Origin of the sequence: Frigidibacter sp. RF13, assembly GCF_026626305.1 — a bacterium.
GTDB lineage: Bacteria > Pseudomonadota > Alphaproteobacteria > Rhodobacterales > Rhodobacteraceae > TMP-24.
On record NZ_JAPNUE010000003.1, the window covers coordinates 50,213 to 75,381 of the forward strand.

Here is a 25,169-nt window from a genome sequence, read left to right on the forward strand (position 1 = left end):
GGCATGATCGGCTTCACCACACCCTGGCTTCTCTGGGCGCTTGCCGCTTTACCGGTCATATGGATCCTTCTGCGCATCGTGCCGCCTGCGCCGATCCTCAGGCGTTTCCCGGGGATTGTGCTTCTCTTCGGCCTTAAGGATGAAGACAGCGCCGCCGCGCGCACGCCGCCCCTGCTCCTGCTGATCCGGCTGGCGCTGATCGCCGCCGCGATCCTGGCCTTTGCCGGTCCGGTCCTGAACCCCGCAGCCAAGACTGAAGGACGTGGGCCGCTTCTGATCCTGACGGATGCAAGCTGGGCCGATGCGGCGGATTGGTCCGCCCGCCGCGCCCGGCTTGGTGCGGCACTGGCCGAGGCAAAGCGGGCCGGGCGGGCGGTGGCTTTCCTCAACCTTTCGGACCCTGCGCCGCTCGACCTGACCTTCTCTGATGGCGCCGCCCTTGAGGCGCGTCTTGCCGCCCTTGATCCGTCGGCCTGGGAACCACCTTCGGCGCGCATGACGGAGGTCGCCGCCAACTTGCCCGCGGAGGCGTTCGATACGCTCTGGCTCTCGGACGGATTGGACCGGAAGGGCAAGGCGGACCTTGCCTCGGCACTCGCGGCGCGCGGTACGCTTCAGGTGATCGAAAGCCCGCGCGGCGCCCAGGCCCTGGGCGAGATGCGGCTGTTGGACGGCAAGGTGACGGCGAAGCTCTTCCACCCGCTTCCGGGCGGCGCCCCCCAGGCTGTCGTCATCGCCAGAGGCCTCGACCCGGCCGGGATCGAGAGGGAACTGGCACGCACGACTGTCGCGCTGACGCCCGGCGAAGCGATCGAGGATGTGGCATTCGAGCTGCCGTCGGAACTGCGCAACCGGGTCACGCGGCTGGAGATCGAGGGCGAGGCGTCGGCGGGCGCGGTGCTTCTGGCCGACGACGCGCTGAAGCGCCGCAAAGTGGCGTTGGTCGCCTCCGGCACGCCGCAGGAAGGGCTGGAGCTTCTGTCGCCCTTGCACTACCTGCGCAAGGCGCTCGCGCCGAATGTGGATCTGGTCGAGGGAACATTCGCAGAGGTGCTGCCCGCGGCGCCTGAAGTAATCGTGATGGCCGATGTCGCGCGCCTTCCGGGCGAGGATGCCGACCGGCTGGCCGAATGGGTCGAGGAAGGTGGCCTTCTCGTCCGCTTCGCCGGGCCGCGCCTTGCGGCTGCCGTGGGCCTTGACGGCATGCGCGACCCGCTGCTGCCGGTGAACCTGCGCCCCGGTGGCCGGTCGGTCGGCGGCACGATGAGTTGGGGCGCCCCGCGCACCGTCGCGCCCTTTGCGGAAGGCTCGCCTTTTGCGGGGCTGCAGGTGCCTGACGAGGTGAAGGTGACGGCTCAGGTGCTTGCCGAACCGTCGCCGGACCTCGCTGACAAGGTGCTCGCCTCGCTTGACGATGGCACGCCACTGGTGACGCGGGCGGCCCTCGGCGACGGGCAGGTTGTGCTCTTCCATGTCACGGCCAATGCCGAATGGTCGGGCCTGCCCTTGTCTGGCCTTTTCGTCTCGATGCTCGACCGACTGGCGATTTCGAGCCAGCCGAACCGCCCGGCGGAAAAGGATATGACGGGCACCGTCTGGCAGGCGGCACGGGTGATGGACGCTTACGGAGCGCTGGCGCCTGCCGAAGATATCGGCGGTGTGCCGGGCGCACGGTTGGCCGAGAGCACTCCGGCGCCCGACATGCCGCCCGGTCTTTACCAAAGCGACGAGCGCAGTTTCGCGCTGAACGTGCTCGCGACCGGCCGGACGCTCGGCGCTGCCCGCTGGCCCGCCGGAACCCTGATCGCGGGGCTGGACCGGGCCGAGGAGCGGCCGCTGAAGGGCTGGGTGCTGTCGCTGGCATTGCTGCTGATGCTTGCCGATGTTCTGGCAACCCTCATTCTGACGGGGCGCCTCAAGGGGCGCCTCGGCGCGCCGCGCCGTGTGCCGGTGGCGCTTTTCGTGGCCGTGGTGAGCGGCGCGGCGCTTCTCGGCGCGGGCGGTCCGGTGCGGGCGGAAGGGGCGGATGAGGCGCGGCTTCTGGAAGCGGCGGGAGGAATGACCCTCGGCCATGTGCTGACCGGCGACGCGCGCGTGGATGAGATGGCCCATGCCGGGCTTGTCGGCCTGTCTTCCATCCTCACCCAGCGCACTTCGGTCGAACCCGGCGCACCGTTGGCCGTCGATCTGGAACGGGACGACCTTGCGGTCTTCACCTTCCTCTATTGGCCGATCTCGCTCAATCAGCCCGCACCCTCGGTCGAGGCGTACCGCAAGCTCAACCGTTTCCTGCAGACTGGCGGCATGATCCTGTTCGACACCCGAGATGCCGACGTTTCAGGCGGCGGGGGGCAGACGCCCGAGGGGCGGCGGCTGCAGGAACTGGCAGCACTGCTCGATGTTCCGCCGCTGGAGGTCCTGCCGAAGGACCACGTTCTGACCCGGAGTTTCTACCTTCTGCAGGATCTCCCTGGCCGTCATACCTCGCGCGCCGTCTGGGTAGAGGCAGCCCCCCCCGATGCCGAACAGGCCGAAGGCGTGCCTTTCCGCAACCTCAACGATGGCGTCAGCCCGGTGGTGATCGGCGGCAATGACTGGGCCGCGGCTTGGGCGATCGACGAATATGGCAATCCCGCATATCCGGTCGGACGCGGCCTTGCGGGCGACCGCCAGCGCGAGATCGCCTACCGGTTCGGGATCAACCTCGTGATGTATGTGCTGACCGGCAACTACAAATCCGATCAGGTCCATGTGCCGGCCCTTCTGGAAAGGCTGGGGCAATGAGCGGGTTGGACCTTGGCCAGCTGGCCTTCGCGCCGCTACTGCCGCTGCCGGTCCTGATGGGGCTGGCTGCCGTGGCCGCGCTTGCGGTCGCGCTTTCCGGATGGCGGGGCCTTCGGGGGACGGTCCTGCGATGCCTCGCGGCGGCGGCCTTTCTGGCCGCGCTGGCTGGACCTGCGCTGAAGTTCGAGACGCGCGAGAAGCTTGACGATATCGTGCTCGTCGTCACCGACCGCAGCGCCAGCCAGGGGCTGAAGGACCGGACGGCAGAGGCGGATGCCGCGCTTGCCAAGGTGACGGCGGAGTTGGGTGCGATGCCCGGCGTCGATATCCGCCGGATCGAGGTGCCGGATGCCGAGGCCGAAGGCGGAACGCTGATGAAGACCGCGCTGGCACGGGCGCTGGCGGAGGAGCCGCAATCGCGTGTCGCGGGCGCGATCCTGATCACCGACGGGCAGATCCACGATCCCGATCTGGCGGTCAGCCTGCCCGCGCCGCTGAACGTGCTTCTGATCGGGCGCAAGCGCGACTGGGACCGGCGGCTGAAGATCACCGAGGCGCCGGCCTTCGGCATCATCGGCGAGGAAAGCACGATTGGCTTGCGGGTCGAGGAGCAGGGCACGATGCCCGCCGCCGAGGCCGGCAGGCCGGTGTCGATTGCGATCTCAATCGATGGCGGGCCTGCGGCGTATTACGACATCCCGGTCAATACCGACCTTGAACTGCCCTTGACGCTCGACCATGCGGGCCAGAACATCGTGCAACTGACCGTTGCCACCAGCCCGGGCGAGCTGACCGAGCGCAACAATGCCGCGGTGGTGCAGGTGAACGGCGTGCGCGACCGGCTTAGGGTGCTTCTGATTTCGGGTGAGCCTTATGCGGGCGAGCGGACCTGGCGGAACCTCCTGAAATCCGACAGCGCGGTCGATCTGGTGCATTTCACCATCCTGCGCCCGCCGGAAAAGGAAGATGGTGTCCCGGTCGAGGAACTGGCGCTGATCGCCTTTCCGACGCGCGAACTGTTCGTCGACAAGATCGACGAATTCGACCTGATCATCTTCGACCGCTATCCTTTGCGCGGCATCCTGCCCGCGCAATATCTCGACAATATCCGTTCCTATGTCCTGAATGGCGGCGCGGTTCTGGTGGCGGCGGGGGCGGATTATGCCTCGGTCGAAAGCATCTATTATTCGGCGCTCGGCGATATAATGCCCGCCGCGCCGACGACGCGGGTGCTGGAAGGCCTTTACCTGCCGACGCTCTCCGATCTCGGCAAGCGCCATCCGGTGACCGACGGGCTGGAAGCGGTCTGGGCCAAGGATCATCCGCCGGGCGGCGAGGGGCCATGGGGCCGCTGGCTGCGCTATGTCGAGGTGCGCCATGCGCGCGGCCAGACGCTGATGGAGGGGCCGGACGGCAAGCCGCTTCTGGTCGTGGACCGGGCGGGCGAGGGGCGCGTGGCGCTGCTCGCTTCCGATCAGGCGTGGCTCTGGACCCGCGGCTTCGAAGGGGGCGGGCCGCAGCAGGAGCTTCTGCGCCGTCTGGCGCATTGGGCAATGAAAGAGCCGGACCTGGAGGAAGAGGCGCTGACCGCCACGGTGAAGGGCGCCGAGGTCACGATCGAGCGGCGGACGATGGAACCGGGAGGGCAACATGTGGCCAAGGTCACCGGGCCTGACGGCAAGACCGTCTATGTGCCGCTGACCGAAGTGAGGCCCGGCCTTTATGCCAAAGTCTGGGCACCGCCCGCGCCGGGCCTTTACCGCATCGTCGAGGGCGATCTGGAGCGGGTCTTCGCGCTGGGGTCGGCAAGCCCGCGCGAGTTCGACGCGGCGGTGGCCAGCGGCGACCTTCTGGCGCCCCTTGCCGAGGCGACCAGTGGCGGTGTGACCCGTATCGAGGACGGCCTGCCCAATGTGCGCGCCGTGCGAGCGGGGCGCCCGGCCATCGGGCGCGGCTGGATCGGCATCACGCCGCGCGAGGCCTATCGGACGGTCGATCTGAAACTGCAACCCTTTCTGCCCGACTGGGCCTGGCTAATAGTTGGCGCAGGTCTCATGCTCCTGGCCTGGCTGAGCGAGGGCCAGCGGCGACGGGCTGGATGAGCGCGGGTTGGCGCAGGCTCAGCCCTGGCCAGCGAACCGCGCGAAATCGGACGCTTTCACATAGGCGGCACCTTGGGTCTGCATGCGAAAGAAGCGATCCGTTCCCGGCGATTGGCCCGCCATCTCAAAATAGGGTCGCAGGTCGGAGATCGAAGTATAGTCCCATAGCACCCCGCCGGTCGCGACCTCGACCTCATAAACGACGCCTTCGAGGGTAGAGGCCACGAGCATTCGTTGCCCGTCATCGGACAGATTGATCTCGCCCTGCGCGCCCGAACCAAGATCCCAACCGACCGCGTTTTCGATCGTCGGAAAGAGCCTGTCGCTGTTCCCGGTTTCCGGGTCGATCCTCAGCACGCGGCTGCCGCCCGGCGTGTCATGCGATCCGAGGTTGTCAAAGACAGCGAAGCTGCCATCCGGCATCACGCGCGGGCTGTGCTGGGCGACCATGGGGCCGGCCGTCACATGCTCGATCTTTCCGGTTTCGACATCCATCACGACGAGCGACGACGACGAGCGAAGCGAAACGACCAGATCACCTGCTCGCGTTCCGGGGAGTTTCGCTGCGGCTGCCGGGGTGAGCAACGCGATGCCGTTCACGTGATAGGGATCGCAGTCGTTGCGGACCGAATAGGCAAGACCCTGAGTGTCAGACGCGATCACGGCGTCCGACATCCAGAACCGGTGCAGTTCATTCCCGTCCGGCGCAAGAACCTGTACCCCCTCTTCGTAGACCGCTCCACCCTTGCAGTCGAGCGGCACCGAGGTTGCTGCGACGTGGGTTTCGTCGCGGGTGATGTGGGAGACTGGAACGTAAATTCGGCCATCGTCGCCGACGGTGGGCCAGTGATGGCTATTGTCCGTCCTGGCCCACAGCAGATTGCCATCCCAATCGAACTTGGCGATGCCCACCTGATAGGGAAAGACGTTGCGCCCCTGGAAGGTGACGATGAGATTGCCCCGACTGTCCAGGGTGCTGCCCTGGACATAGATGTTCTGCAGGTTCGGCTGGCCGGTGAACGTCGCAAAATTTTCCTTGGTGAACAGGGCGCTGGGGTCGGTCTCCCAACTGTGCCTGACCTGGCCGGTCCGGTCGATGATCATTGCCATGCAGCCGAAGGATGGGCAGATATCCTGACGTTCCGAGAAGCCCGCGGTCATCAGGATCAGATCGTCGGATGAGGTTGGCGCAAGGCTACGTGCGGTCGAGGGACCCGTCGCGTCCGGCTCGGGCCTGATCGCATGCGATGGCAGCCGCATCCTTTCCATCTTCTGCCAAGCATCGATGCCGATCAGGACATGCTGGACATATCGATACGGAAAAATTTTCTTCGTTGTCGCCGCGACGCCCCAGACGAACGCGAGGAAACAGAGGCTGATAACGAACGCGACTCGCGATACTAGGACCATTTTATAACACCCTTAGATTGTACAGTCTTTACCATCATCGGAAAGGCGCAAATGATTCATGCGTCGTGCCCCTCGGCATTCAGCAGAATGCTCCGCGATTGCGAGGCGAATTCACGCCGCCATGTCAGATAGAGCGTCGCAGACGTTGTCACGAGCAGCGCGAAGGGGCCGAGGAGCCAGCCAAGCGATCCGAGCGCGAAATAGACCGAGCGCAGGCCCCGGTTGAAGCTACGCGCGGCGAGGATGTTGATTTCTGCCGCCTGAGCGGCGCGGGCATAGGCCACCGGGCTGTCGACATCGTTGGGGACCGATCCCATGAGGATGGCGCAATATCCGAACAGCCGGTGTGCCCAGATGAATTTCAGCATTGCGTTGGTCACGAACAGGACCACGATAAGCATCTTGCCCTGCCAGACCAGAAGCGGCTCCGGCCCGAGCGCCAGATCGTCCGCGATGCCCCGCAGTTGTTCGCCATTGCCGATCAGGGCCACGCCACCGCCAATGGCGATCATGCAGGCCGAGGCGAGAAAGCTTGTGCCCTGGCGCAGGCTGTCGACAATGGTCGCGTCGAAGATGCGCGGCTGGCGGGTTACAAACTCCCGCATCCACTCGCGCCGGTAGGCCTGCATCAGCTGGCTGACCGACGGATGGCGCGCGGGTGGATGTTCGATGAACCAGCCGATGGCGATCCAGGACAGGAACAATGCCGCCCCCGCGAGGAGGTCGGGCAAGGAGAGGGCGGCGAGGGTCGGCATGAAGCTCATGCGCGCATCCTGACGTCCGCGCTTTCGCTTGCCAATTGGATAAATTGGTAATATCACTTTACCAAATGGAGGGAAAATGCAGCTTCCGCGCCCGAATGCCGAGGTGATTGCGCGCAAGGCCGAGATCGTCGCGCGGCTGCGCGCGGTGTTGCCGCCGACGGCGGTGATCGACGATCCGGCCGAGACACGGGCCTATGAATGCGACGGGCTTTCGGCCTATCGCTGTCCGCCGCTCGCCGCGATCCTGCCGGGATCGACGGCAGAGGTGGCGGCTGCCCTGAAGATCTGCCGGGAGGAAGGCGTACCGGTGGTGCCGCGCGGCTCCGGCACATCGCTGTCGGGTGGCGCTCTGCCCACCTCCGATTCCGTGATCCTAGGCCTCGGGCGGATGAACCGGGTCATTGAAACCGACCTTGCCAACCGCTTCATCCGGGTCGAGGCGGGGCGCACCAACCTGTCGGTCACCGGCGCGGTCGAGGGCGAGGGTTTCTTCTACGCCCCCGACCCCTCCAGCCAGCTTGCTTGCGCGATCGGCGGCAATATCGCGATGAATTCCGGGGGCGCGCATTGCCTGAAATACGGGGTGACAACCAACAACCTTCTGGGCGTCACTTTGGTGACGATGGCGGGCGAGGTGGTCGAGATCGGCGGGCCCTGGTCGGATGCGGGTGGGCTCGACCTCTTGGGTGTGATCTGCGGCTCGGAAGGTCAGCTGGGCGTGGTGACGGAAGCGACGCTGCGGATATTGCCGAAACCGGAAGGCGCGCGGCCGGTACTCATCGGCTTCAACTCCAATGAGGTCGCGGGGGCCTGCGTCGCCGACATCATCCGTGCGGGCGTCCTGCCGGTGGCTATCGAATTCATGGACCGGCCCTGCATCCGCGCCTGCGAGGACTTCGCCAAGGCGGGCTACCCCGATTGCGAGGCGCTTCTGATCATCGAGGTCGAGGGCAGCCCGGCCGAGATCGACGATCAGCTGGCCCGCATCGGCGAAATCGCGCGGCGCCACGATCCGGTAGAACTGCGCGAAAGCCGGTCCGAGGCGGAAAGCGCGCGCATCTGGCTCGGCCGCAAGTCGGCCTTCGGGGCCATGGGGCGGATCAACGATTACATGTGTCTGGACGGGACGATCCCGGTCTCGGCCCTGCCGCATGTGCTGAAGCGCATCGGCGAGATGAGCCGGGGCTACGGGCTTGATGTGGCCAATGTCTTTCATGCGGGCGACGGCAACATGCATCCGCTGATACTTTTCAACGCCAACAAGCCGGGCGATCTGGAAAAATGCGAGGCGCTCGGGGCTGACATCCTCAGGCTCTGTGTGGACGTGGGCGGGTGCCTCTCCGGCGAGCATGGCGTGGGGATCGAGAAGCGCGACCTGATGGTGGCGCAGTTCACAGAGGAAGACATGGAGGCGCAGATGCGGGTCAAGGATGTGTTCGATCCCGATTGGCTTCTGAACCCGGCAAAGGTCTTTCCGCTGAAGGCGAGTGCGGCCCGGCGAGGCGCCTGAGACAAATGCCCGGGGGCTGTCTGCCCCCGGACCCCCGAGGATACTTGGACCACAGTGAAAGGCAATGCGTGACGACCACCTCTGAACTGGACCTTGCGGAGCGGATCGCGTCCGCGACCGAGCCGATGCGGATCTTGGGCGGGGGGACGCGCCCGGTCGGCGGGGCGGTCCCGGGTGAGGTGTTGGATGTATCGGGCCTTCACGGCGTGACGCTCTACGAGCCGGAGGCGCTGACACTGGTGGTGCGGGCCGGGACGCCGCTTGCCGAAGTCGAGACGCTTTTGGCGGGCGAGGGCCAGCGGCTGGCCTTCGAGCCGGCCGACTGGCGCGGGCTTCTGGGGACGGCGGGTAAACCCACGATCGGCGGCATGGTGGCCGCGAATGTTTCGGGCCCGCGCCGGGTGCAGGCGGGGGCCTGCCGCGATGCGCTGATCGGGGTCAGGTTCGTCGACGGGACCGGGACTGTGGTGAAGAACGGCGGGCGGGTGATGAAGAATGTCACCGGCTATGATCTGGTGAAGCTGATGGCCGGAAGCTGGGGCACGCTCGGGGTGATGACCGAGGTTGCCTTCAAGCTTTTGCCCCGACCCGAGACAGTGGCGACGCTTCTTTGCGAGGGGCTTTCGCCGGAGCAGGCGGTAACAGCGATGTCTGACGCGCTTGGCTCGCCCTATGAGGTGACGGGAGCCGCCCATCATCGCGGCTCGGGCCGCACGCTGATCCGCATTGAGGGTTTCGCGCCCTCGGTGGCCTATCGGGCGGAGCGGCTCTGCGCGCGTCTCGCGCGGTTTGGCGATTGGTCCCCTATCGGCGAGGGCGGCGGGGAGTGGCAGTCCGTCCGCGATGTGGTGGCCTTTCACGCGGTACCGGGCGATGTCTGGTGTCTCGCGGTGAAACCGTCCGAGGCGCCGGGCGTCGCGGCGCGGGCCGAGGCTGAGGATGCGCTTTTTGACTGGGGCGGCGGGCGGATATGGCTGCGGGTCGGGGAGGGGACCGACCTGCGCACAAGGCTTGGGCCTTTCGCCGGGCATGCGACCCTGATCCGGGCAACGGCGGAGACCCGGGCGCGGATCGCGCCCTTTCCGCCCGAAGTGCCGCCCGTCGCAGCGCTCTCCCAAGCCTTGCGCGCGCGGTTCGATCCGCGACAGATCCTGAACCCCGGGCTGATGGATTGAGCGATGCAGACTTTCTTTACACACGAACAGCTGAAAGACCCGGGGCTCGCGCGGGCGAACGAGATCCTGCGGTCCTGCGTCCATTGCGGCATGTGTACCGCGACCTGCCCGACCTACCAGATCCTTGGCGACGAACTCGACAGCCCGCGTGGCCGCATCTACCTGATCAAGGAGATGCTGGAGAGCGGCAGACCGGCCGACGAGAAGGTCGTGCGTCACGTCGACCGTTGCCTGTCGTGCCTTGCCTGCATGACGACCTGCCCGTCGGGCGTGCATTACATGCATCTCGTCGACCAAGCCCGCGCCCATATCGAGAAGACCTACCGGCGCCCCTGGCGTGACCGGGCGCTGCGCTGGGTGCTGGCGAAGGTCATTCCCCATCCCCGCCGGTTCCGGCTGGCGCTTCTGGGGGCGAAGATCGCGCGGCCCTTCGCGCGGCTCCTGCCGGATGCGCGGCTGAGGGCGATGGTGGCGATGGCGCCGAAACAGGTGCCGCCGGTCAGCCGAAATGACGATCCCCAGGTATTCGCGCCCAAGGGCGCGCCGCGGATGCGGGTGGCGCTGCTCACGGGATGCGCACAGAAGGCGCTTAATACTGACATCAACGATGCCACGATCCGGCTCCTGACCCGGCACGGCTGCGAGGTGGTGGTGGCCAACGGCGCGGGCTGCTGCGGGGCGCTGACCCATCACATGGGGCGCGAGGAGGAGGCGCATGGCTCCGCCGCCACGAATATCCGCGCCTGGATGGCGGAGAAACGCGCCGGGGGGCTGGATGCGATCGTGATCAACACCTCGGGTTGCGGCACGACGGTGAAGGATTACGGCCACATGTTCCGCACCTCCGACCTTGCCTCGGATGCGGCGGAGGTGGCGGGCCTTGCCTGCGACATCAGCGAACTGCTGGTCAGGCTTGCACCAGAGGGCCGGGCGCCAGAACCCCTGCGCGTTGCCTATCATGCGGCCTGTTCGCTGCAGCACGGCCAGAAAGTGAAATCCGCGCCGAAGGATCTTCTGCGCGCGATGGGTTTCGAGGTGGTCGAGCCAGCCGACAGTCACCTTTGCTGCGGGTCCGCCGGGACTTACAACCTTCTGCAGCCCGTGCTGTCAGCCGAATTGAAGCGGCGCAAGGTCGAGACACTTGAGCGGCGGGCGCCGCAGGTGATCGCGGCGGGCAATATCGGCTGCATGATGCAGATCGGATCGGGCACCCAGATACCGGTCGTGCACACGGTCGAACTGATCGACTGGGCGACCGGCGGGCCAAGGCCGCGCGCCTTGTAAGGTAGGCCCGCCCGGCAGGCTTTCGCAGCAATCCGCGCTCGATTGCGATTGGTTAACTCCGAGGCCATAATCTCGCCGCAGCCGTCCTGTATCGCGACGGTATTTCGCGGAGCCCTTGATGCGTGCGGTTGCGGTTTTCCTGCTGTTTCTGGTCTTGCTCGCCGGTCCGGTCAGAGCGGACGACATAGAGGATTCGGCGCTCGAGGCGCTTGCGACCGCGGACAAGAGCCGGGGTTGGGAAGCGGTCGGGCGCATTGATATCGCCGACCGTGCCTTTTGCACGGGGGCGCTGATCGCGCCCGATTTGGTGCTGACGGCGGCCCATTGCCTCTATGATCAGGACAGCGGCAGGCCTTTTGCCGCCGGGGATTTCAAATTCCTCGCCGGCTGGCGCAATGGCCGCGCCGTCGCTTATCGCGGCGTGCAGCGCGCGATGGCCCATCCGTCCTATGCCTTCCTCGGGCCCGAGAATGTGAACAGCGTGCCTTACGATCTGGCGATCCTGCAGCTGGATCAACCGATACGACTGGCGCAGGTCCAGCCGTTCGCCATCGGCGCCGATCCGGTGACCGACGAACAGGTCGAGGTCGTCTCCTATGCGTTTGACCGGTCGGAAGTGCCGTCGCTGCAGCAAAGCTGTCGGATGATCGGCCCGCAGCCGGGCATGAATGTCTTTTCCTGCTCGGTCGATTTCGGGTCTTCCGGCGCGCCGATCTTTCGGGTCGAGGGCGGCGTGCCGCGAATCGTCTCGGTCGTTTCGGCCAAGGCGGAACTGGATGGCAAACTTGTCTCGCTTGGCGCCCAGATCGGCGAGCCCCTGAACGAATTGCGCAGCGCTTTCGCCAGTACCGCGACCGATATGCCGGGGGGCGTGACAGTCAGCCGCCTGCCGCAGATCGGCGCACCTGCCGGGGCGAACGGCGCGAAATTCCTCAAACCCTGAGGAACTGGATGCCGCCCTTCCGAAGCTCTTGAAAGCCTGACGCAGGCTTCCCAGATGGAGGGGGCCGGGATGCCGCGTGCGGGCCCGGCGCCCAACCTGTCCGCGCCCATACGGGGCGGACCCTGACCATCGCTTGAAGAGGATGACCATGCGTACCTATGATTTTGCCCCGCTTTACCGCGCGACCGTTGGTTTCGACCGGATCGCCGATCTGATGGACCGGGTGCTGAGTGCCGACGTGGCCCAACCCGCCTATCCGCCCTACAATATCGAGAAGACCGACGAGAATGCCTATCGCATCTCGATCGCCGTCGCGGGCTTTGCCGCTGACGAACTCTCGGTCGAGGTGAAGGACGGCGCGCTGACCGTCGCCGCCCGCAAGGCTGCTGATGAGACCCCGCGCACCTATCTGCATCGCGGCATCGCGACCCGCGCTTTCGAGCGCCGCTTTGCGCTTGCCGATCATGTGCGCGTCTCGGGCGCGACCCATGCCGACGGCATGCTGCATATCGACCTCGTCCGCGAAGTGCCCGAGGCTCTGAAGCCGCGCCGGATCGAGATCGCCAAGGGCGACACGGTCGAGGCAAAGGCGCTGGAGACGATCGAGGCCTGAACATTGGGCCATCCGTTTGATGGCGCCCCAGCCCGGGGCGCCATTTTCATTTCGCTGTCCCCATCCTAATCTCGCGCATCCCAACGCGAGGAGATTGCCATGACCGCCCCCCGTCCGGACTGCATCGCCCATTGGCAGGAAATCGAGGAAGGCGAGGCCTGGTCCTATTCCGGTGACGATGAAAAGATGACGCTCGGGGCCGCCTTCGGGCGACACTTCGGGCTGATGCGGATCGGCATCCATCACGAGCGCCTGCCGCCCGGGCACCGCAGCTCCTACCCCCACGCTGAAAGCGCCGAGGAGGAGTTTGTCTATGTCATCGAGGGCGCGCCCGACGCCTGGATCGACGGGCATCTGCACCGGCTTCAACCCGGCGATGCGGTGGGTTTCCCGGCCGGGACCGGCCTCTGCCATACGTTCATCAACAATACCGACAGCGATGTCCGGCTACTGGTGGTGGGCGAGACGACTAAGGCTGAGAACCGCATCTACTACGCGGTGAACCCCGAGCGGCGTGCAAAGCGCGACGACTGGTGGGACGATATTCCCGTGCGCGAGATGGGCGATCATGATGGCCTCAGCGACCGGGTGCGCGACTGGCGGGCGGGCAGGCGACCGACGCAGGACTGACGGCCACCTCAGTGCAGGGGCGGGCCGACGATTTCGATATGATGCTCGGCGCAGATGCGGGTCAGCTCGGCCTTCATCGCTTCAGTCGGCACCGTCGATTCGGGCAGGGTGGCCGCGGCGGCCTTGCGGGCGACCTTGCGCACCATATTTTCGAAATCCGAGCCGCTGGTGATCGCCAGGAAGTGCGCGCCCTCGGCGCTTTCGACGCGGAAACTGTGCGGCTTGCCCTTGGGCGCCATTGCCGTGCTGCCCGCGTCAAGGAAATGGTCCTTGCCGTCGATAAAGACGCGAAGCCGCCCCTTCAGCACGACGAAGACTTCGTCTTCGCTATGATGGATGTGCAGGGGCGGACTGTCGCCGTGCGCGGCCCATTGTTCGACCACCGAGATCCGGTCCTCGCCGTCGCGGGCGGAGACGGGAATGGCCAGAAGGTTATTGAGAAACCAGAAGAGTTCCATCCGGCTTGCCGGGTCTGAGAGCGCATTCATGGCGGGTTTCCTTGGTTTTCATGCGGGTTGCACCGCGGAATGGTTGAAAGTTAGCGGAATGCAGTTCATCAATGAAATTGTGAATTCATATTCAACTCATCCATGCCATGGATATAAACGGCCTCGACCTGAACCTGATCCGCGTCTTTGACGCCCTCTGGCAGGAACGCAGCGTGACCCGCGCGGGCGCGCGCGTGGGCCTCAGCCAGCCCGCCGTCAGCGCGGCCCTGACACGGCTGCGCCATGCGCTCGGCGATCAGCTTTTCATCCGCAGCGGCAATGCGATGGTACCCACGCCCCGCGCCGGGGAACTGGCGCCGCGCGCCCGGGCGGCGCTGGAAGAAATCGGGCGGATGCTCGCCCCCGGCCCGGCCTTCGACCCGGGCGCGCTGGAGCGGACCTTCACCTTCCTTACCTCGGATTTCTTCTCGATGATGCTGATGCCGGATCTGGCCGAACGGTTGCGCCGGGACGCGCCAAGGGTGCGGATCCGGGTGCTGGACAGTTCGCTTGGCGATGTCGCCCGCATCCTGCGCGACGATCTGGCCGACATGGCGCTGGAACGGCCGATCGACCTGCCGGAGGGGGTAGAGAAACAGCCGCTTTTCCGCTCGCCCTTCGTCATGGTCACGGCGCGCAAGGATCCGGCCGTGGCGCATCTGACCGAGGGCGAGGAAATGCCGCTCGATACGTTCTGCGCACTGGGCCATGCGCTGCGCTCGCTAGACGGCACGATGACCGGGCAGGTGGATGCGGCCCTCGCGACCCATGGGCTTGCGCGCCGGGTGACACTGGCGCTGCCGCATTTCCAGGCCGTCGCGCTCGCGGTCGCGCAGGGCGGGATGACAGCCGCCCTGCCGGTGCAGTTCGCGCGATTGGTGCGGGGACCGATGAACCTTTCGATCTTCCTGCCGCCGGTGCCGATCCCGGCGCCCGACATCAGCATCTATTGGCACGCCCGGCACGGAAAGGATGCGGCGCATCGCTGGATGCGCCGCATGGTCAGTGATCTCTGCGAAAGCCTTGGCTTCAGCGATACGGCGCTCGGCCCCTAGCGGGCGAGGCTTTTTGCCAGCCGCATCACCTGCACGGCCTCTGCCCGGTAGCCATAGGGGTCGGTGCCCTTGGCGCCACTCGCGAGCGCGATGGCCTCATCCCAGCCCCAGTCGCCCAGATACTTCGGCTCGGACAGAAGCTGGCCCATACCGGCGATGGCTGCGGCGAAGCGGGCATCCTCGTCGGCCTCGCCCGGGGTGGGCGGGATTGGCTGTTCGATGAGTTTCGACACGGTCTGACCGGGTTCCTTGTAGCGCAGCTTCAGGAAGCCCAGTTCCGCGATATCGCCGCTCAATTCGGGCGGCGCGCCATAGCGCAGCGGATCGGACAGCCGGGCGGGTGAGCCGACCGGCGTCACTTCATAAAGGGCCGTCACCTGCAGCCCTGCGCCGATCTCGCCCGCATCGACCTTGTCATTGTTGAAATCCTCGCGGGCGAGCGCGCGGGTCTCGTAGCCGATCAGCCGGTATTCCGCGACGGCGGCGGGGTTGAACTCCACCTGCACCTTCACATCGTCGGCGATGGGGAAGAGCGCCCCGGTCAGCTGGTCGACCAGCACCTTCTGCGCCTCGGTCAGCGTGTCGATGTAGGAAGCCGTGCCGTTGCCGTTCTGGGCGAGCGACTGCATGGTGGCATCATCCAGATTGCCGCGCCCGAAGCCGAGGACGGACAGGTAGGTGCCGCCCGCGCGTTTCTTCGCGACATAGGCCTCCAGCCCCTCGGGGTCGGACACACCCACGTTGAAATCGCCGTCAGTGGCCAGAAGGATGCGCTTCACGCGCCCCTCGCCCTCCATGCTGTCAGCGGTCTGATAGGCCAGTTCCAGCCCCTCGGCCCCGGCGGTTGACCCACCCGCGCTCAGCCGCCCGAGCGCTGCCTCGATCTTCGCCCGGTCCTTCGCCGCGGTCGGTTCCAGCACCAGCCCGGCGGATCCGGCATAGGTGACGATCGCCACGCGGTCCTCGGGGCGAAGCTGGCCCAGCATCAGTTTGAACGACTGGATCAGCAGCGGCAGCTTGTTCGCATCCTCCATCGATCCCGACGTGTCGATCAGGAAGACGAGGTCCAGCGCCGGGCGGTCCTCGACGGCGGGCAGGCGGCCCTGCAGGCCGATACGCAGAAGCTGGGTGTCCTTGTTCCAGGGGGTCTCAAACAGGCTGACCGTGGTGCGGAAGGGCGCGCCTTCTGCATCAGGAGAAGGGTAGGAATAGGGGAAATAATTCACCATCTCCTCGACCCGCACGGCCTCGGGGGGCGGCAGATAGCCGCTCGTCACCGACGAGCGGACCACCGCCCAGGATGCGGTATCGACATCGGTCGAGAAGGTAGAAACCGGTTCTTCGGCCACGATCTTCACCGGGTTCGGCGTATCGTTCGAGAAGGTCTCGGTGTTCGGCTCGCGAGAGGGCGCCGCGTCGTCGGAAAGCGCATTTCCGACCGGCGCGACCTCAAGATAGGCCGTCATGTCGCTTGGCGCCGCTTCGGCTGACTTCGCCATTCGCGCAAGACCATCGACCTGCGCATCGACCGCCATCTCGCCTTCCGCGACGATGGCCGATTCTTCCTGCGCCAATTCGATCGGCGCCTGCGGAGTTGCTAGCGGAACCTCCACTTCGACGGCAGGCGCGTCGGTCGCGGTGACGGCGGTTTGCCGCACTCGGTCGTCCGTTGGCGCAGGCGCGACCTGCGGCTCTGCCGCATCCGCAGCCGATTGGATCGATTGTGGCTGTTCCGCAGTGGGCGTCCGTCCCCCGTCCTCTACACCAGGTCGCTGCCAGATACCCGGCTGGGTGATGACGACACCCACGCAGATCGCGGCAACCGAGGCGGTGGCGGCGAGCATCGGGCGGGAGGTGAGTTTGGATAGCATCTCGCGTACTCCTGTCGGGAACCCCGCCCTTTGCGGGCGGTCCGACATGGGACGCGGGTCATCGGTCGATCCTTGGCGGGATGTTTCCGTCAGCGTTTCGGCATGGGCGTCGAACGCCGCCATCGCGCGCGCAAGCGCGGCGGCTTTCGTTGCCGAATCGGGCGCGGGGGGCGCGGCTTTCAGCGCGCGCTTCAGATCGTCGAGTTCGTCGGTCATAACATGCCCTCCGCGCGCGCCATCGCGCGCAGGCGTTTCTTCACTTCGCTCATCCGCCAGGCAACGGTGCCTTCCGAGACGCCCAGCACTTCGGCCGCGTCGGCCTGGCTCAGTTCCTCGCCCAAGGTCAGCGCCACCGTGTCGCGCAATTCCGGCGTCAGGCTCTGCATCGCGGCGGCGAGCCAGTCCTGCGCCTCGGCGGCCTCGGCCATCGTGGCTTGCCGCGCAATCTCCCAGTCGCCCCAGCCATCGCCCGCCTTCGCTCGCGTTGCCGCTCGGCGGCGCCGGTCGTGAGCGGCATTCACCGTGACCCGGTAAAGCCAGGTGGTGAAGCGCGCGCTGCGGCGGTAGCTTTCCAGCTTCGCGGGCAGCGCGAGGCAGATATCCTGTGTCAGGTCTTCTGCCTCGGCCCGCTGCCCGGTCAGGCGGAAGGCGAGGCCGAAGATCCGGTCGTAATGCCGCCCGAGGAGCACCGCGAATGCGTCGCGGTCCCCCATCGCGGCGGCCTGCGCCAAGGTTTCGTCGCTCGTGTCCATCAGCATGACATTCATTTGACGTGTGACAGAGCCGTAACCTTGGCTGCGGGCAAAGAAAAGTCTGAAGAGGAAAGCGGCGCCGTCGGCAAACTCCCTCGGGGGTTGCGCGGGCGCGGGCGATGCGCTGAGATGCGGCAGGGTTCAGGGACGGCAGGTGGCAATGCGGCTGATGTGGATGGTGTGTCTGGCGTTTGTCACGCCGTTGGCCGCATTTGCAGGCGACTATGGCAAGGCCCCGGCGCCGCCCTGGGTCGAGGAGACCGAGGTGCCGCCGATGACCGATGCCTTGCGCGCGGCCTCCTACGGCGGCATTGCCTATCTGATGGACGATACGCAGTCGGCCTATGAGGGCGAGGTCAAGATCAGCTACGGCCGCTATGTGATGCAGGTGACCGACCGGGCGGGGCTGGAGCGGGCGGGAACGGTCCAGTACGATTTCGACCCGAACTTCGAAAGCCTGCGGCTTGTCCATCTCGACGTGCGGCGCGGCGATGAGGTGATCCATTACGCGGACCGGGTGAAGGAAGAAGTCTTTCGACGCGAGACGCGGCTAGATGCGGGCATCATCGACGGGCAACTGACGGTTCACTGGCAAATACCCGACCTGCGGGTTGGCGATGTGGTCGACTATGCGGTCTATTTCCGGCGTGACGCGCTTTTCGACGGGGCAAATCGCAGCGGCGGCTCGAGGATGGAATTCGGAGTGCCGGTCGGGCTTGTGCATCATTCGGTCCTCTGGCCGCGCGCTTGGCCCTTCCATCAGGCGCCTGTGCCCGACCGGGTCGAACACAGCGAAACCGATCTCGGTTCGGTCAAGCGGTTCGACTGGTGGCGCAAGGGTCACATGCCCTTCCCCGACGAGGCGCTTACACCCGTCGAGGACGTGCGCGAGGCGGAGGTGTCCTACGGTGCCTGGGGCGACTGGCAGCCGCTGAATGAGGCGCTCTCGCCCTATTACGACAAGGAATATGACCTTCCCGAAAGCTGGTTGGCGAAGCTCGACGCGATCAGGGCCAAGCATTCCAGCCGGGAACTGCAGGCAACGGCGGCACTGCGACTGGTGCAGGATGAAATCCGCTATGTCGGGATCGAGGTCGGCGTCGGCGGCTATTTCGCCCGAGCGCCGGCGGAGGTGGTCGCGGCCGGCTTCGGCGACTGCAAGGACAAGTCACTTCTTCTAGTCACCTCGCTGCGCGCCCTTGGCATAGATGCGGATGTCGCGCTGACCGATCTTGACGAAGGATACCGCCTCGCCAACGCAGTGCCTGCGATCCGGGCCTTCGACCACATGATCGCCCGCGTCCGGATCGGCATGCAGACTTTCTGGGTCGACCCGACCGCCACGCATGAGGCTGGTCGGCTGAGGTTCGCCGTGACGCCGGATTATGGCTATGCGCTACCGATCGGCCATGGCGGCTCCGAAGGATTGCAGCCGGTTGCGCCCCTGCAGGAACAGGGCTGGCTGGTTGACAGTAGCGAGACTTTCGAGTTCGGCCTTCTCGGCGTCTATCTGACCGTCGAGGACGCATTCCTTGGCGAGGCGGCAAACGGGCAGCGCCGTCGCTGGGCGGAAGAGCCCGCCCTGGTCAATGCCAAGGCCTATCTCGACTTTTATGCGTCTGTCTATCCAGGGATCAGGGAGCTTACGCCTCCGAAGCTCCAGGACGATGCCGAGCAGAACGAAATCAAGATCCGGGCGGGTTACTTCATTCCCCGCAACGAAGTGTTCCTCGGCGAGCTTGGCGACGATTTTCCGTTCTTCGCCGAAAACTGGGGCAAACGCCTTGTCGTGGCCTTGTCCGGCACGCGCGAGACGCCACTTCTGCTGGGCTCCGCAATGAAAGAGACGAAGAAGGTCATCGTGATCAATGCGCCGCTAGACTTCCTGCCGCCGGAGTCGGTGGCGATCAACAATGACGGGTTCTTCTTCTCCTTCTCTGGATATGCGCCTGAGCCCGGACGCATGGAGCTGAGCTGGAGTTTCCGGACCAAGGGTCGCAAGGTGCCTGCCGACAAGGTCCGTTCAGTCGTGGCAGATGCGCGCCGGATTTCCGACGCGACCTACTGGAGCTGGGACATGACGCCGGAGTGATCCTACCTGACCCGGATGCCTGCAGAGAAATCGATATCCTGCGGCAAGGTCTGGGCACGGGCGGTGATGGTGGCGGGCGCCGCCGCGATGGCGGGGTCGAGATAGCCGAGATCGGCAAGATATTCCGGCAGGAGCCCGGTCTTCAGAAGACGGATGTCGAGCGGCACATCCTCTTTGAACGCGCCGACCGTGCGGTAGACCGTCGAGGCGCAGTTGCTGGTCACCGTATTGTAGAAGGCTGGTCTCGCGGCCAGCCGGTTGCCGAGGTCGAGGTAGGAGAGGAAGAGCTGCCGCCGCCCCTCGGCGCCGATCGTCAGCGGATAGAGGCTGACTGTTTCCCCACGGTAGTTGGTGCGCAGCTTGACGATATCCTCTTCGTCCGCCGCGATCAGAACCAGTTCGAACTGGCGGAAGAAACCGCCGAGCGTGCTGAACTTCTCGCCCATTTCCTTGCGGATCTCGACCGAGAAGGTGACATGCTCGCCATCCTCGAACCCGAAGCTGACCAGCAGATGGGCGATGTCGGGGCTGTCCCAGACCGAAGTCAGCATATCGACCGAGGCGAGTTTCGACAGGTCATAGCTGCGGCTTTCCCAGACTTCGGTGGCCGCATCCTCGGAGGTCCAGCGGAAATTGCGCACATTGGTCAGGGTTACCCGGTCGCCGTCGATCTCGGCGGTAACGCCATGGGCCACATCCGGAGCCCAGGTGCGGTCGTCGCACGGGATGATCGTCTGGTACCAGAGGCCCGCGATCAGCGTGACCATGACCAGCATTGCCCAAGCGGCGCGGCGGGCGAGAAGGCGCAGAAGGGCTGCACTCAGTGCCGCCGCGGCCAGAAGCGCCTCTGCTAGATAGAGCGCAGGGCCCGAGACATGCACCGTCAGCGCGGTCGCAGTCAGTCCCGCGACAAGGGCGAGGGTCAGGAAGAAGGCCGAACGGCCAAGAAATCGTCCGATACGGCGGATAAGGCTGGGGCGCGATTGGGTCATAGTCCTGTTCTCCGACGGCAAAGGCGCCGGGGCAAGCCCCGGCGCCAGAGGGATCAGATGTTCTTCGAGGTGTTCACTTCCATGAGGAGCTTTTCGGTGCGCGCTTCCTCGATCTTGTTGTGCAGGCGCTGAGCTTCTTCACGGTCGCGCAGCGTGTTGGTGATGGCGATCGCCGAGGAGACAAGCATCAGGGCGGACATGGCATAGAAGCCTTTGCCTGCGAAGGTGGCGTCCATGTTGTAGATACCACCTGCCATCATCGCGGCGGCAACGACGAAGTTGAAGATCGTGAAGATGGCGAAGGTGTTCGAATAAACACGCTGATAAGCTGCGTCTTGCATGGGATGTTCCTTTCTTTCTTTCGGATATGGGTTTGACGTCGGATCAAGTCAGTTGATCTTCGCCTTCAACCGTTCGAGAACCGCCTGTGCGTCGGGGCGAAGGGCGGCGCCGCAGCCCGCCGCCGCAAGGCGGTCGCGCATCATCACGGCATTCGAGGTGGTCGTGAGTTCGTTCAGCGCAAGGCGGGTGGCGTCGGTATGGGCCTGGCGTTCCTGCAGCCGGGCAAGCGTGGCTTCGGCCTGGGCAAGCGACGAGGTCGCGATCTGCGGCATCTCGGCGCGCAGCCTCTGGGTCTTGTCGGTCGCGACGGCCAGCTTCTGGCCGCGCTCCAGTTCCCTCAGCCGCAGTTCGCTGTCCGAAACGATGGCGCGCAGATTGGCGATCTCTGTCTCGTAAGTGGCGATGGCGCGCAGCGCGACATCCTGTTCGGCCTCAAGATGGGCGATAGTCTGGGCCGCTTCGGCTGCGAGCTGATCCTTGCCTGCGGCAAGGGCTGCCAGCGCGCGCTCTTCCAGATCGACCTTCTGGGTGGCGATGCGGTCGGCATTCTTCTTTTCGCGTTCGGCATGGGCCATGACCACCGCGACAGCCCGGCGGGCGGTCTCGACCGAGGCGGCGCTGTCGCGCAGCTGCTGGCGCAGCACAGGCAGGGCGATCGCGTCGGCCAGCTGTTCGGTCCGGTCGGCCTTGGCGCCGCGGAAGTAGGTGACGAGCAGGTTGAACATTTTGGTCTCCCTTGATATGAACGATGTTCATGGAGCTGTTATGCGGCAATCGTGAACGTCGTTCAAGAAAAATATGAACGTTGTTCAAAAATAGTGTGGATCGAATTGGGAAACAAACGGGACGAGAAGCGCGAAGATCTGAAGGCCCGGCTCGTGGCGGCCGCAGAGACGCTGATTGCCGAGCAAGGCCTGAGTGGCCTGAAGGCGCGCGATGTGACGGAAAGGGCGGGCTGCGCGCTCGGCGGGCTCTATACGGTCTTTCCCGACCTCGACCATCTGGTGATGGAAGTGAATGTCCGCACGCTCGCGCGCATGGGCGAGGCCTTGGCGCTCCGCCTGCCCGCCGACCGAGATCCGGGTACGGCGCTGAAGGAGCTGGCCGCCGTCTATGTGGATTTCGCGCTCGACAATCTCGCGCTCTGGAAGGCGCTTTTCAACCATCGCCTGCCCGAAGGCACGCCGATGCCCGACTGGTACCGCGACGCCCATGAAGTGCTGATCCGCGAAATCGCCGCGCCGCTGGCCGCTTTGCGGCCCGATCTGGCGCCGGACCTTCTGGTCACGCGGGCCAAGACGCTCTTCGCCGCCGTCCATGGCGTCGTGCACCTGTCGCTGCAGGCACGCTTCGTCGGTGCGCCGCGCGATCAGATCAAGCCCGAGGTGCTTGCGCTTGTCGAGCTCATGGTCAGGGGCAGCCGCCCCGACGCCTGAACTGGGCTGCCTGCAAGAACGGGCTCAATTCACCACGAAGTCGAAGTGCTTGCGCACATGTTCCTCGATCTTCCAGGTGCCCTTGAAATCATGTTCGACGACGAAGGCATCGCCTGCCTTGACGGTGACGGGCGTGCCACCATCGGGGGTGATCACGATGCGGCCGGTAATAAGGACCACATATTCATAGGCGGTGTAGGTCGCATGGTAGGTGCCAGGGCTGCATTCCCAGATCCCCGAAACCATCGCCCCGTCCTTTGAGGTATGCAGCACCCAGGTCTTCATCGACGGGTTGCCCTCGGTCCTGATCCAGCCATCGAGGTCGGCGGTCGCGGGTTCGATCCCGTCCGTGGACGGCAGTCTGGTGATGCTTTGCATGGGGTCCTCCGGTTCCTGTCTGGGTCTGAGACTGCCAGATCGCGGCGCGCCGAAAACCGCGCCGGGCGACGGCGGAAGGGCGGGAATCGACCTCTTCCGCCTCTTGTGACCCGGACGGCGGGAGGAGGAACGACGGCGCAAATGAAGACGGGGCCCGCAGGCCCCGCTTCGGTTGTCTTTTCCTGCCCGATCAGATCGACAGGCAGATGTACTTCATTTCGAGATAATCCTCGATCCCGTGGTGGCTGCCTTCTCGGCCAAGGCCGGATTGCTTGACCCCGCCGAAGGGCGCGACCTCGGTCGAGATCAGGCCGGTGTTCACGCCGACCATGCCATATTCCAGCCCTTCCTGGACGCGGGTGATGCGGCCGATGTCGCGGGCGAAGAAGTAGGAGGCAAGGCCGAAGATCGTGTCGTTCGCGCGGCGGATCACCTCTTCCTCGGTGTCGAACTTGAAGAGGGGGGCGAGGGGGCCGAAGGTTTCCTCGGTCGCGACCTTCATGTCCGGCGTGACGCCGGTCACGACGGTCGGCTCGAAGAAGGTGCCGCCGAGCGCATGGCGCTTGCCGCCGGTGACAACCTTGCCGCCGCCGGCGAGGACGTCGGCGATATGCTCCTCGACCTTCTCGACCGCGCCCCTGTTGATCAGGGGGCCGGTGGTGACACCCTCCTTCAGCCCGTCGCCAATCGACAGTTTGCCGACCGCCGCCGCGAGCTTGGCCGCGAAAGCGTCATAGACACCCGCCTGCACATAGATGCGGTTGGCGCAGACGCAGGTCTGGCCGTTGTTGCGGAACTTCGAGATCATCGCGCCTTCGACGGCCTTGTCGAGGTCAGCATCGTCAAAGACGATGAAGGGGGCGTTGCCACCCAGTTCCATCGAGCATTTCAGCACCTGATCGGCGGCCTGACGCAGAAGGATGCGGCCGACTTCGGTCGAGCCGGTGAAGGTGAGCTTCTTGATGGCCGGGTTTTCGCAGAATTCCTTGCCGATCTCGGAAGAGCGCGACGAGGTGATAACGGAGAAGACGCCCTTCGGCACGCCCGCACGCTCTGCGAGCACGGCCAGAGCAAGCGCCGAGAGCGGCGTCTCGGCTGCCGGGCGCGCGACAAAGCCGCAGCCCGCGGCGAGCGCGGGCGCGACCTTGCGGGCGATCATCGCATTGGGGAAGTTCCACGGCGTGATCGAGGCCGCGACACCGATAGGCTGCTTGATCACCATCAGCCGCTTGTCGCGCTGGTGGCCGGGGATCGTCTCGCCGTAGATGCGCTTGGCTTCCTCGCCGAACCATTCGATGTAGGAGGCGCCATAGGCGATCTCGCCCTTGGCTTCGGCGAGCGGCTTGCCCATCTCGGCGGTCAGGATCGCGCCGAGGTCATCCTGATTGGCCATGCAGAGGTCGAACCACTTGCGCATGACGGCTGCACGTTCCTTGCCAGTCATCGCCGCCCAGCCGTGGCGCGCCTTGTCGGCGGCCTCGATCGCGCGGGCTGCGTCGGCGCGGCTGAGGTCGGGGACATGGCAGATCACGTCGCCGCGCGCGGGGTTTGTGACGGCGAAGGTCTTGCCGTCCTTGGCATCGACCCATTCGCCCGCGACATAGGCTTTTGTAACCAGAAGCGATGGATCCTTGAGAAGCGACCTCAGATCGGTGACGGTATCGAGCATGGCAGACCTCTTGTGGATTGCCCCGGGACGGGGCAGGCATGAGTATGGGCCGGGAGAGCCGGTTGACGGGGGAATATATGCGCTTTGACGACGCGTTTGCCAATTCAAAATATTTAGCAGATGGAAAAGATTTTCCATCACGCTGGGCGCGGAAGGCTGACGGCTTTCGCGCAGCAATGGGCGCGAGGGCCGAGCTTGGTATTGTCTATGGTCCGGGCGAAAGGCACTGGTTCGACCTTTTCCTGCCCGAAGGAGAGCCCCGTGGCCTCGTGATTTTCATCCATGGCGGCTATTGGCTGGCCTTCGGTCCGCGCGACTTTTCGCATCTGGCGGCGGGGCCGGTCGCGGCGGGATGGGCGGTGGCGATGCCTGCCTATACGCTCGCCCCGACCGCCGGCCTGCCGCAGATGACAGCGGAGATTCGCAGCGCTCTGTTGGCGGCCGCCGAAAGGATCGCCGGGCCGGTCGTCGTCACTGGCCATTCGGCCGGGGGGCATCTGTCGGCGCGCATGGCGACGACGGCCATTGGCTTGCCCGAGGCGGTCGCCGATAGAATCGCCAATGTCGTTCCGATTTCTCCCCTAAGTGATCTGCGGCCGCTGATGGAAACCGAAATGAACCGCGATCTGAAGATCGACGCGGCGGTCGCAAAGGCGGAAAGCCCCGCGCTTCTCCAACGGCGTCCCGGCGCTGCGGTTCATGTCTGGGTCGGCGGCATCGAGCGACCGCGCTTCCTCGATCAGGCGCGGCGGCTGGGCAATGCCTGGTGCTGCCCAGTGACGGTGGAGCCCGATCGTCACCATTTCAACGTGATCGAGGGGCTGGAGGTCGCGGACAGCCCCCTGATGCGGGCGATCGTGGGGTCTTGAGGTGGGCGAG

Annotated in this window: 22 protein-coding genes; 12 read left to right on the forward strand and 10 right to left on the reverse strand. The window is 65.5% G+C overall.

Annotated features, from left to right (window positions below; genetic code table 11):
• Positions 1–3 precede the first annotated feature (3 nt).
• Complete coding sequence (locus tag OU426_RS08315) at positions 4–2,784, forward strand: DUF4159 domain-containing protein (RefSeq protein WP_267633791.1); 2,781 nt, start codon at positions 4–6, stop codon at positions 2,782–2,784.
• Complete coding sequence (locus tag OU426_RS08320) at positions 2,781–4,886, forward strand: hypothetical protein (protein ID WP_267633477.1); 2,106 nt, start codon at positions 2,781–2,783, stop codon at positions 4,884–4,886. The genes OU426_RS08315 and OU426_RS08320 overlap by 4 nt, the downstream gene beginning before the upstream one ends.
• Positions 4,887–4,904: 18 nt before the next feature.
• Here the strand turns inward: OU426_RS08320 and OU426_RS08325 are convergent, their stop codons facing one another.
• Both OU426_RS08325 and OU426_RS08330 read right to left on the reverse strand, forming a co-directional pair.
• Complete coding sequence (locus tag OU426_RS08325) at positions 4,905–6,146, reverse strand: arylsulfotransferase family protein (protein WP_267633478.1); 1,242 nt, start codon at positions 6,144–6,146, stop codon at positions 4,905–4,907.
• Between the two features lie 206 nt (positions 6,147–6,352).
• The gene (locus OU426_RS08330; RefSeq protein ID WP_267633479.1) at positions 6,353–7,060 is read right to left on the reverse strand and encodes a DUF599 domain-containing protein; all 708 of its coding nucleotides are present in this window, start codon (positions 7,058–7,060) and stop codon (positions 6,353–6,355) included.
• A gap of 76 nt (positions 7,061–7,136) precedes the next feature.
• On the opposite strand from OU426_RS08330, the gene OU426_RS08335 reads away from it, so the two are divergent.
• The 6 genes from OU426_RS08335 to OU426_RS08360 all read left to right on the forward strand — a co-directional run bounded on the left by OU426_RS08335 (position 7,137) and on the right by OU426_RS08360 (position 13,215).
• Positions 7,137–8,570 (forward strand): FAD-linked oxidase C-terminal domain-containing protein, encoded by a 1,434-nt coding sequence (locus tag OU426_RS08335; RefSeq protein ID WP_267633480.1) that lies wholly within the window; start codon positions 7,137–7,139, stop codon positions 8,568–8,570.
• Positions 8,571–8,638: 68 nt separating this feature from the next.
• Complete coding sequence (locus tag OU426_RS08340) at positions 8,639–9,745, forward strand: FAD-binding protein (protein ID WP_267633481.1); 1,107 nt, start codon at positions 8,639–8,641, stop codon at positions 9,743–9,745.
• Positions 9,746–9,748: 3 nt separating this feature from the next.
• Entirely contained in the window at positions 9,749–11,029 is a 1,281-nt protein-coding gene (gene glcF / locus OU426_RS08345) for a glycolate oxidase subunit GlcF (RefSeq protein ID WP_267633482.1), read from the forward strand.
• Positions 11,030–11,147: 118 nt separating this feature from the next.
• Positions 11,148–11,972, forward strand: coding sequence for a trypsin-like serine peptidase (locus tag OU426_RS08350; protein ID WP_267633483.1), 825 nt, complete (start codon positions 11,148–11,150; stop codon positions 11,970–11,972).
• A 148-nt stretch (positions 11,973–12,120) separates the two neighbouring features.
• Positions 12,121–12,585, forward strand: a complete 465-nt coding sequence (locus tag OU426_RS08355; protein WP_267633484.1) for an Hsp20 family protein — start codon at positions 12,121–12,123, stop codon at positions 12,583–12,585.
• A 99-nt stretch (positions 12,586–12,684) separates the two neighbouring features.
• The gene (locus OU426_RS08360; protein ID WP_267633485.1) at positions 12,685–13,215 is read left to right on the forward strand and encodes a cupin domain-containing protein; all 531 of its coding nucleotides are present in this window, start codon (positions 12,685–12,687) and stop codon (positions 13,213–13,215) included.
• An 8-nt stretch (positions 13,216–13,223) separates the two neighbouring features.
• On the opposite strand, the gene OU426_RS08365 is transcribed toward OU426_RS08360, so the two are convergent.
• A complete protein-coding gene (locus OU426_RS08365) occupies positions 13,224–13,703 on the reverse strand; it encodes a cupin domain-containing protein (protein ID WP_267633486.1) in 480 nt (159 codons plus the stop codon).
• A gap of 107 nt (positions 13,704–13,810) precedes the next feature.
• Here OU426_RS08365 and OU426_RS08370 point away from each other — a divergent pair, with 107 nt between their 5' ends.
• On the forward strand, positions 13,811–14,758 hold the full coding sequence (locus tag OU426_RS08370; protein ID WP_267633487.1) for a LysR family transcriptional regulator: 948 nt from the start codon (positions 13,811–13,813) through the stop codon (positions 14,756–14,758).
• On the opposite strand, the gene OU426_RS08375 is transcribed toward OU426_RS08370, so the two are convergent.
• Both OU426_RS08375 and OU426_RS08380 read right to left on the reverse strand, forming a co-directional pair.
• Positions 14,755–16,629, reverse strand: coding sequence for a vWA domain-containing protein (locus tag OU426_RS08375; protein ID WP_420712584.1), 1,875 nt, complete (start codon positions 16,627–16,629; stop codon positions 14,755–14,757). The genes OU426_RS08370 and OU426_RS08375 overlap by 4 nt on opposite strands.
• A gap of 212 nt (positions 16,630–16,841) precedes the next feature.
• Positions 16,842–17,381: an RNA polymerase sigma factor gene (locus OU426_RS08380; protein WP_267633792.1), complete on the reverse strand. Its 540-nt coding sequence runs from the start codon at positions 17,379–17,381 to the stop codon at positions 16,842–16,844.
• Between the two features lie 160 nt (positions 17,382–17,541).
• Between OU426_RS08380 and OU426_RS08385 the strand changes: the two genes are divergently transcribed.
• A complete protein-coding gene (locus tag OU426_RS08385; RefSeq protein WP_267633793.1) occupies positions 17,542–19,473 on the forward strand; it encodes a DUF3857 domain-containing transglutaminase family protein in 1,932 nt (643 codons plus the stop codon).
• Between the two features lie 2 nt (positions 19,474–19,475).
• On the opposite strand, the gene OU426_RS08390 is transcribed toward OU426_RS08385, so the two are convergent.
• From OU426_RS08390 to OU426_RS08400, 3 genes are read right to left on the reverse strand one after another with little or no spacing between them, the layout of a single operon-like run.
• On the reverse strand, positions 19,476–20,465 hold the full coding sequence (locus tag OU426_RS08390) for an Lnb N-terminal periplasmic domain-containing protein (protein WP_267633489.1): 990 nt from the start codon (positions 20,463–20,465) through the stop codon (positions 19,476–19,478).
• A gap of 53 nt (positions 20,466–20,518) precedes the next feature.
• Positions 20,519–20,806, reverse strand: a complete 288-nt coding sequence (locus OU426_RS08395; RefSeq protein WP_267633490.1) for a YiaA/YiaB family inner membrane protein — start codon at positions 20,804–20,806, stop codon at positions 20,519–20,521.
• Positions 20,807–20,854: 48 nt separating this feature from the next.
• Positions 20,855–21,532, reverse strand: a complete 678-nt coding sequence (locus tag OU426_RS08400; RefSeq protein WP_267633491.1) for a PspA/IM30 family protein — start codon at positions 21,530–21,532, stop codon at positions 20,855–20,857.
• Positions 21,533–21,637: 105 nt separating this feature from the next.
• Here OU426_RS08400 and OU426_RS08405 point away from each other — a divergent pair, with 105 nt between their 5' ends.
• On the forward strand, positions 21,638–22,243 hold the full coding sequence (locus OU426_RS08405; protein WP_267633492.1) for a TetR/AcrR family transcriptional regulator: 606 nt from the start codon (positions 21,638–21,640) through the stop codon (positions 22,241–22,243).
• Between the two features lie 24 nt (positions 22,244–22,267).
• Here the strand turns inward: OU426_RS08405 and OU426_RS08410 are convergent, their stop codons facing one another.
• Both OU426_RS08410 and OU426_RS08415 read right to left on the reverse strand, forming a co-directional pair.
• A complete protein-coding gene (locus OU426_RS08410) occupies positions 22,268–22,621 on the reverse strand; it encodes a cupin domain-containing protein (protein ID WP_267633493.1) in 354 nt (117 codons plus the stop codon).
• A 190-nt stretch (positions 22,622–22,811) separates the two neighbouring features.
• The gene (locus OU426_RS08415) at positions 22,812–24,290 is read right to left on the reverse strand and encodes an NAD-dependent succinate-semialdehyde dehydrogenase (protein WP_267633494.1); all 1,479 of its coding nucleotides are present in this window, start codon (positions 24,288–24,290) and stop codon (positions 22,812–22,814) included.
• Between the two features lie 77 nt (positions 24,291–24,367).
• Here OU426_RS08415 and OU426_RS08420 point away from each other — a divergent pair, with 77 nt between their 5' ends.
• Positions 24,368–25,159, forward strand: coding sequence for a hormone-sensitive lipase (locus OU426_RS08420; protein ID WP_267633495.1), 792 nt, complete (start codon positions 24,368–24,370; stop codon positions 25,157–25,159).
• Positions 25,160–25,169: the final 10 nt, after the last annotated feature.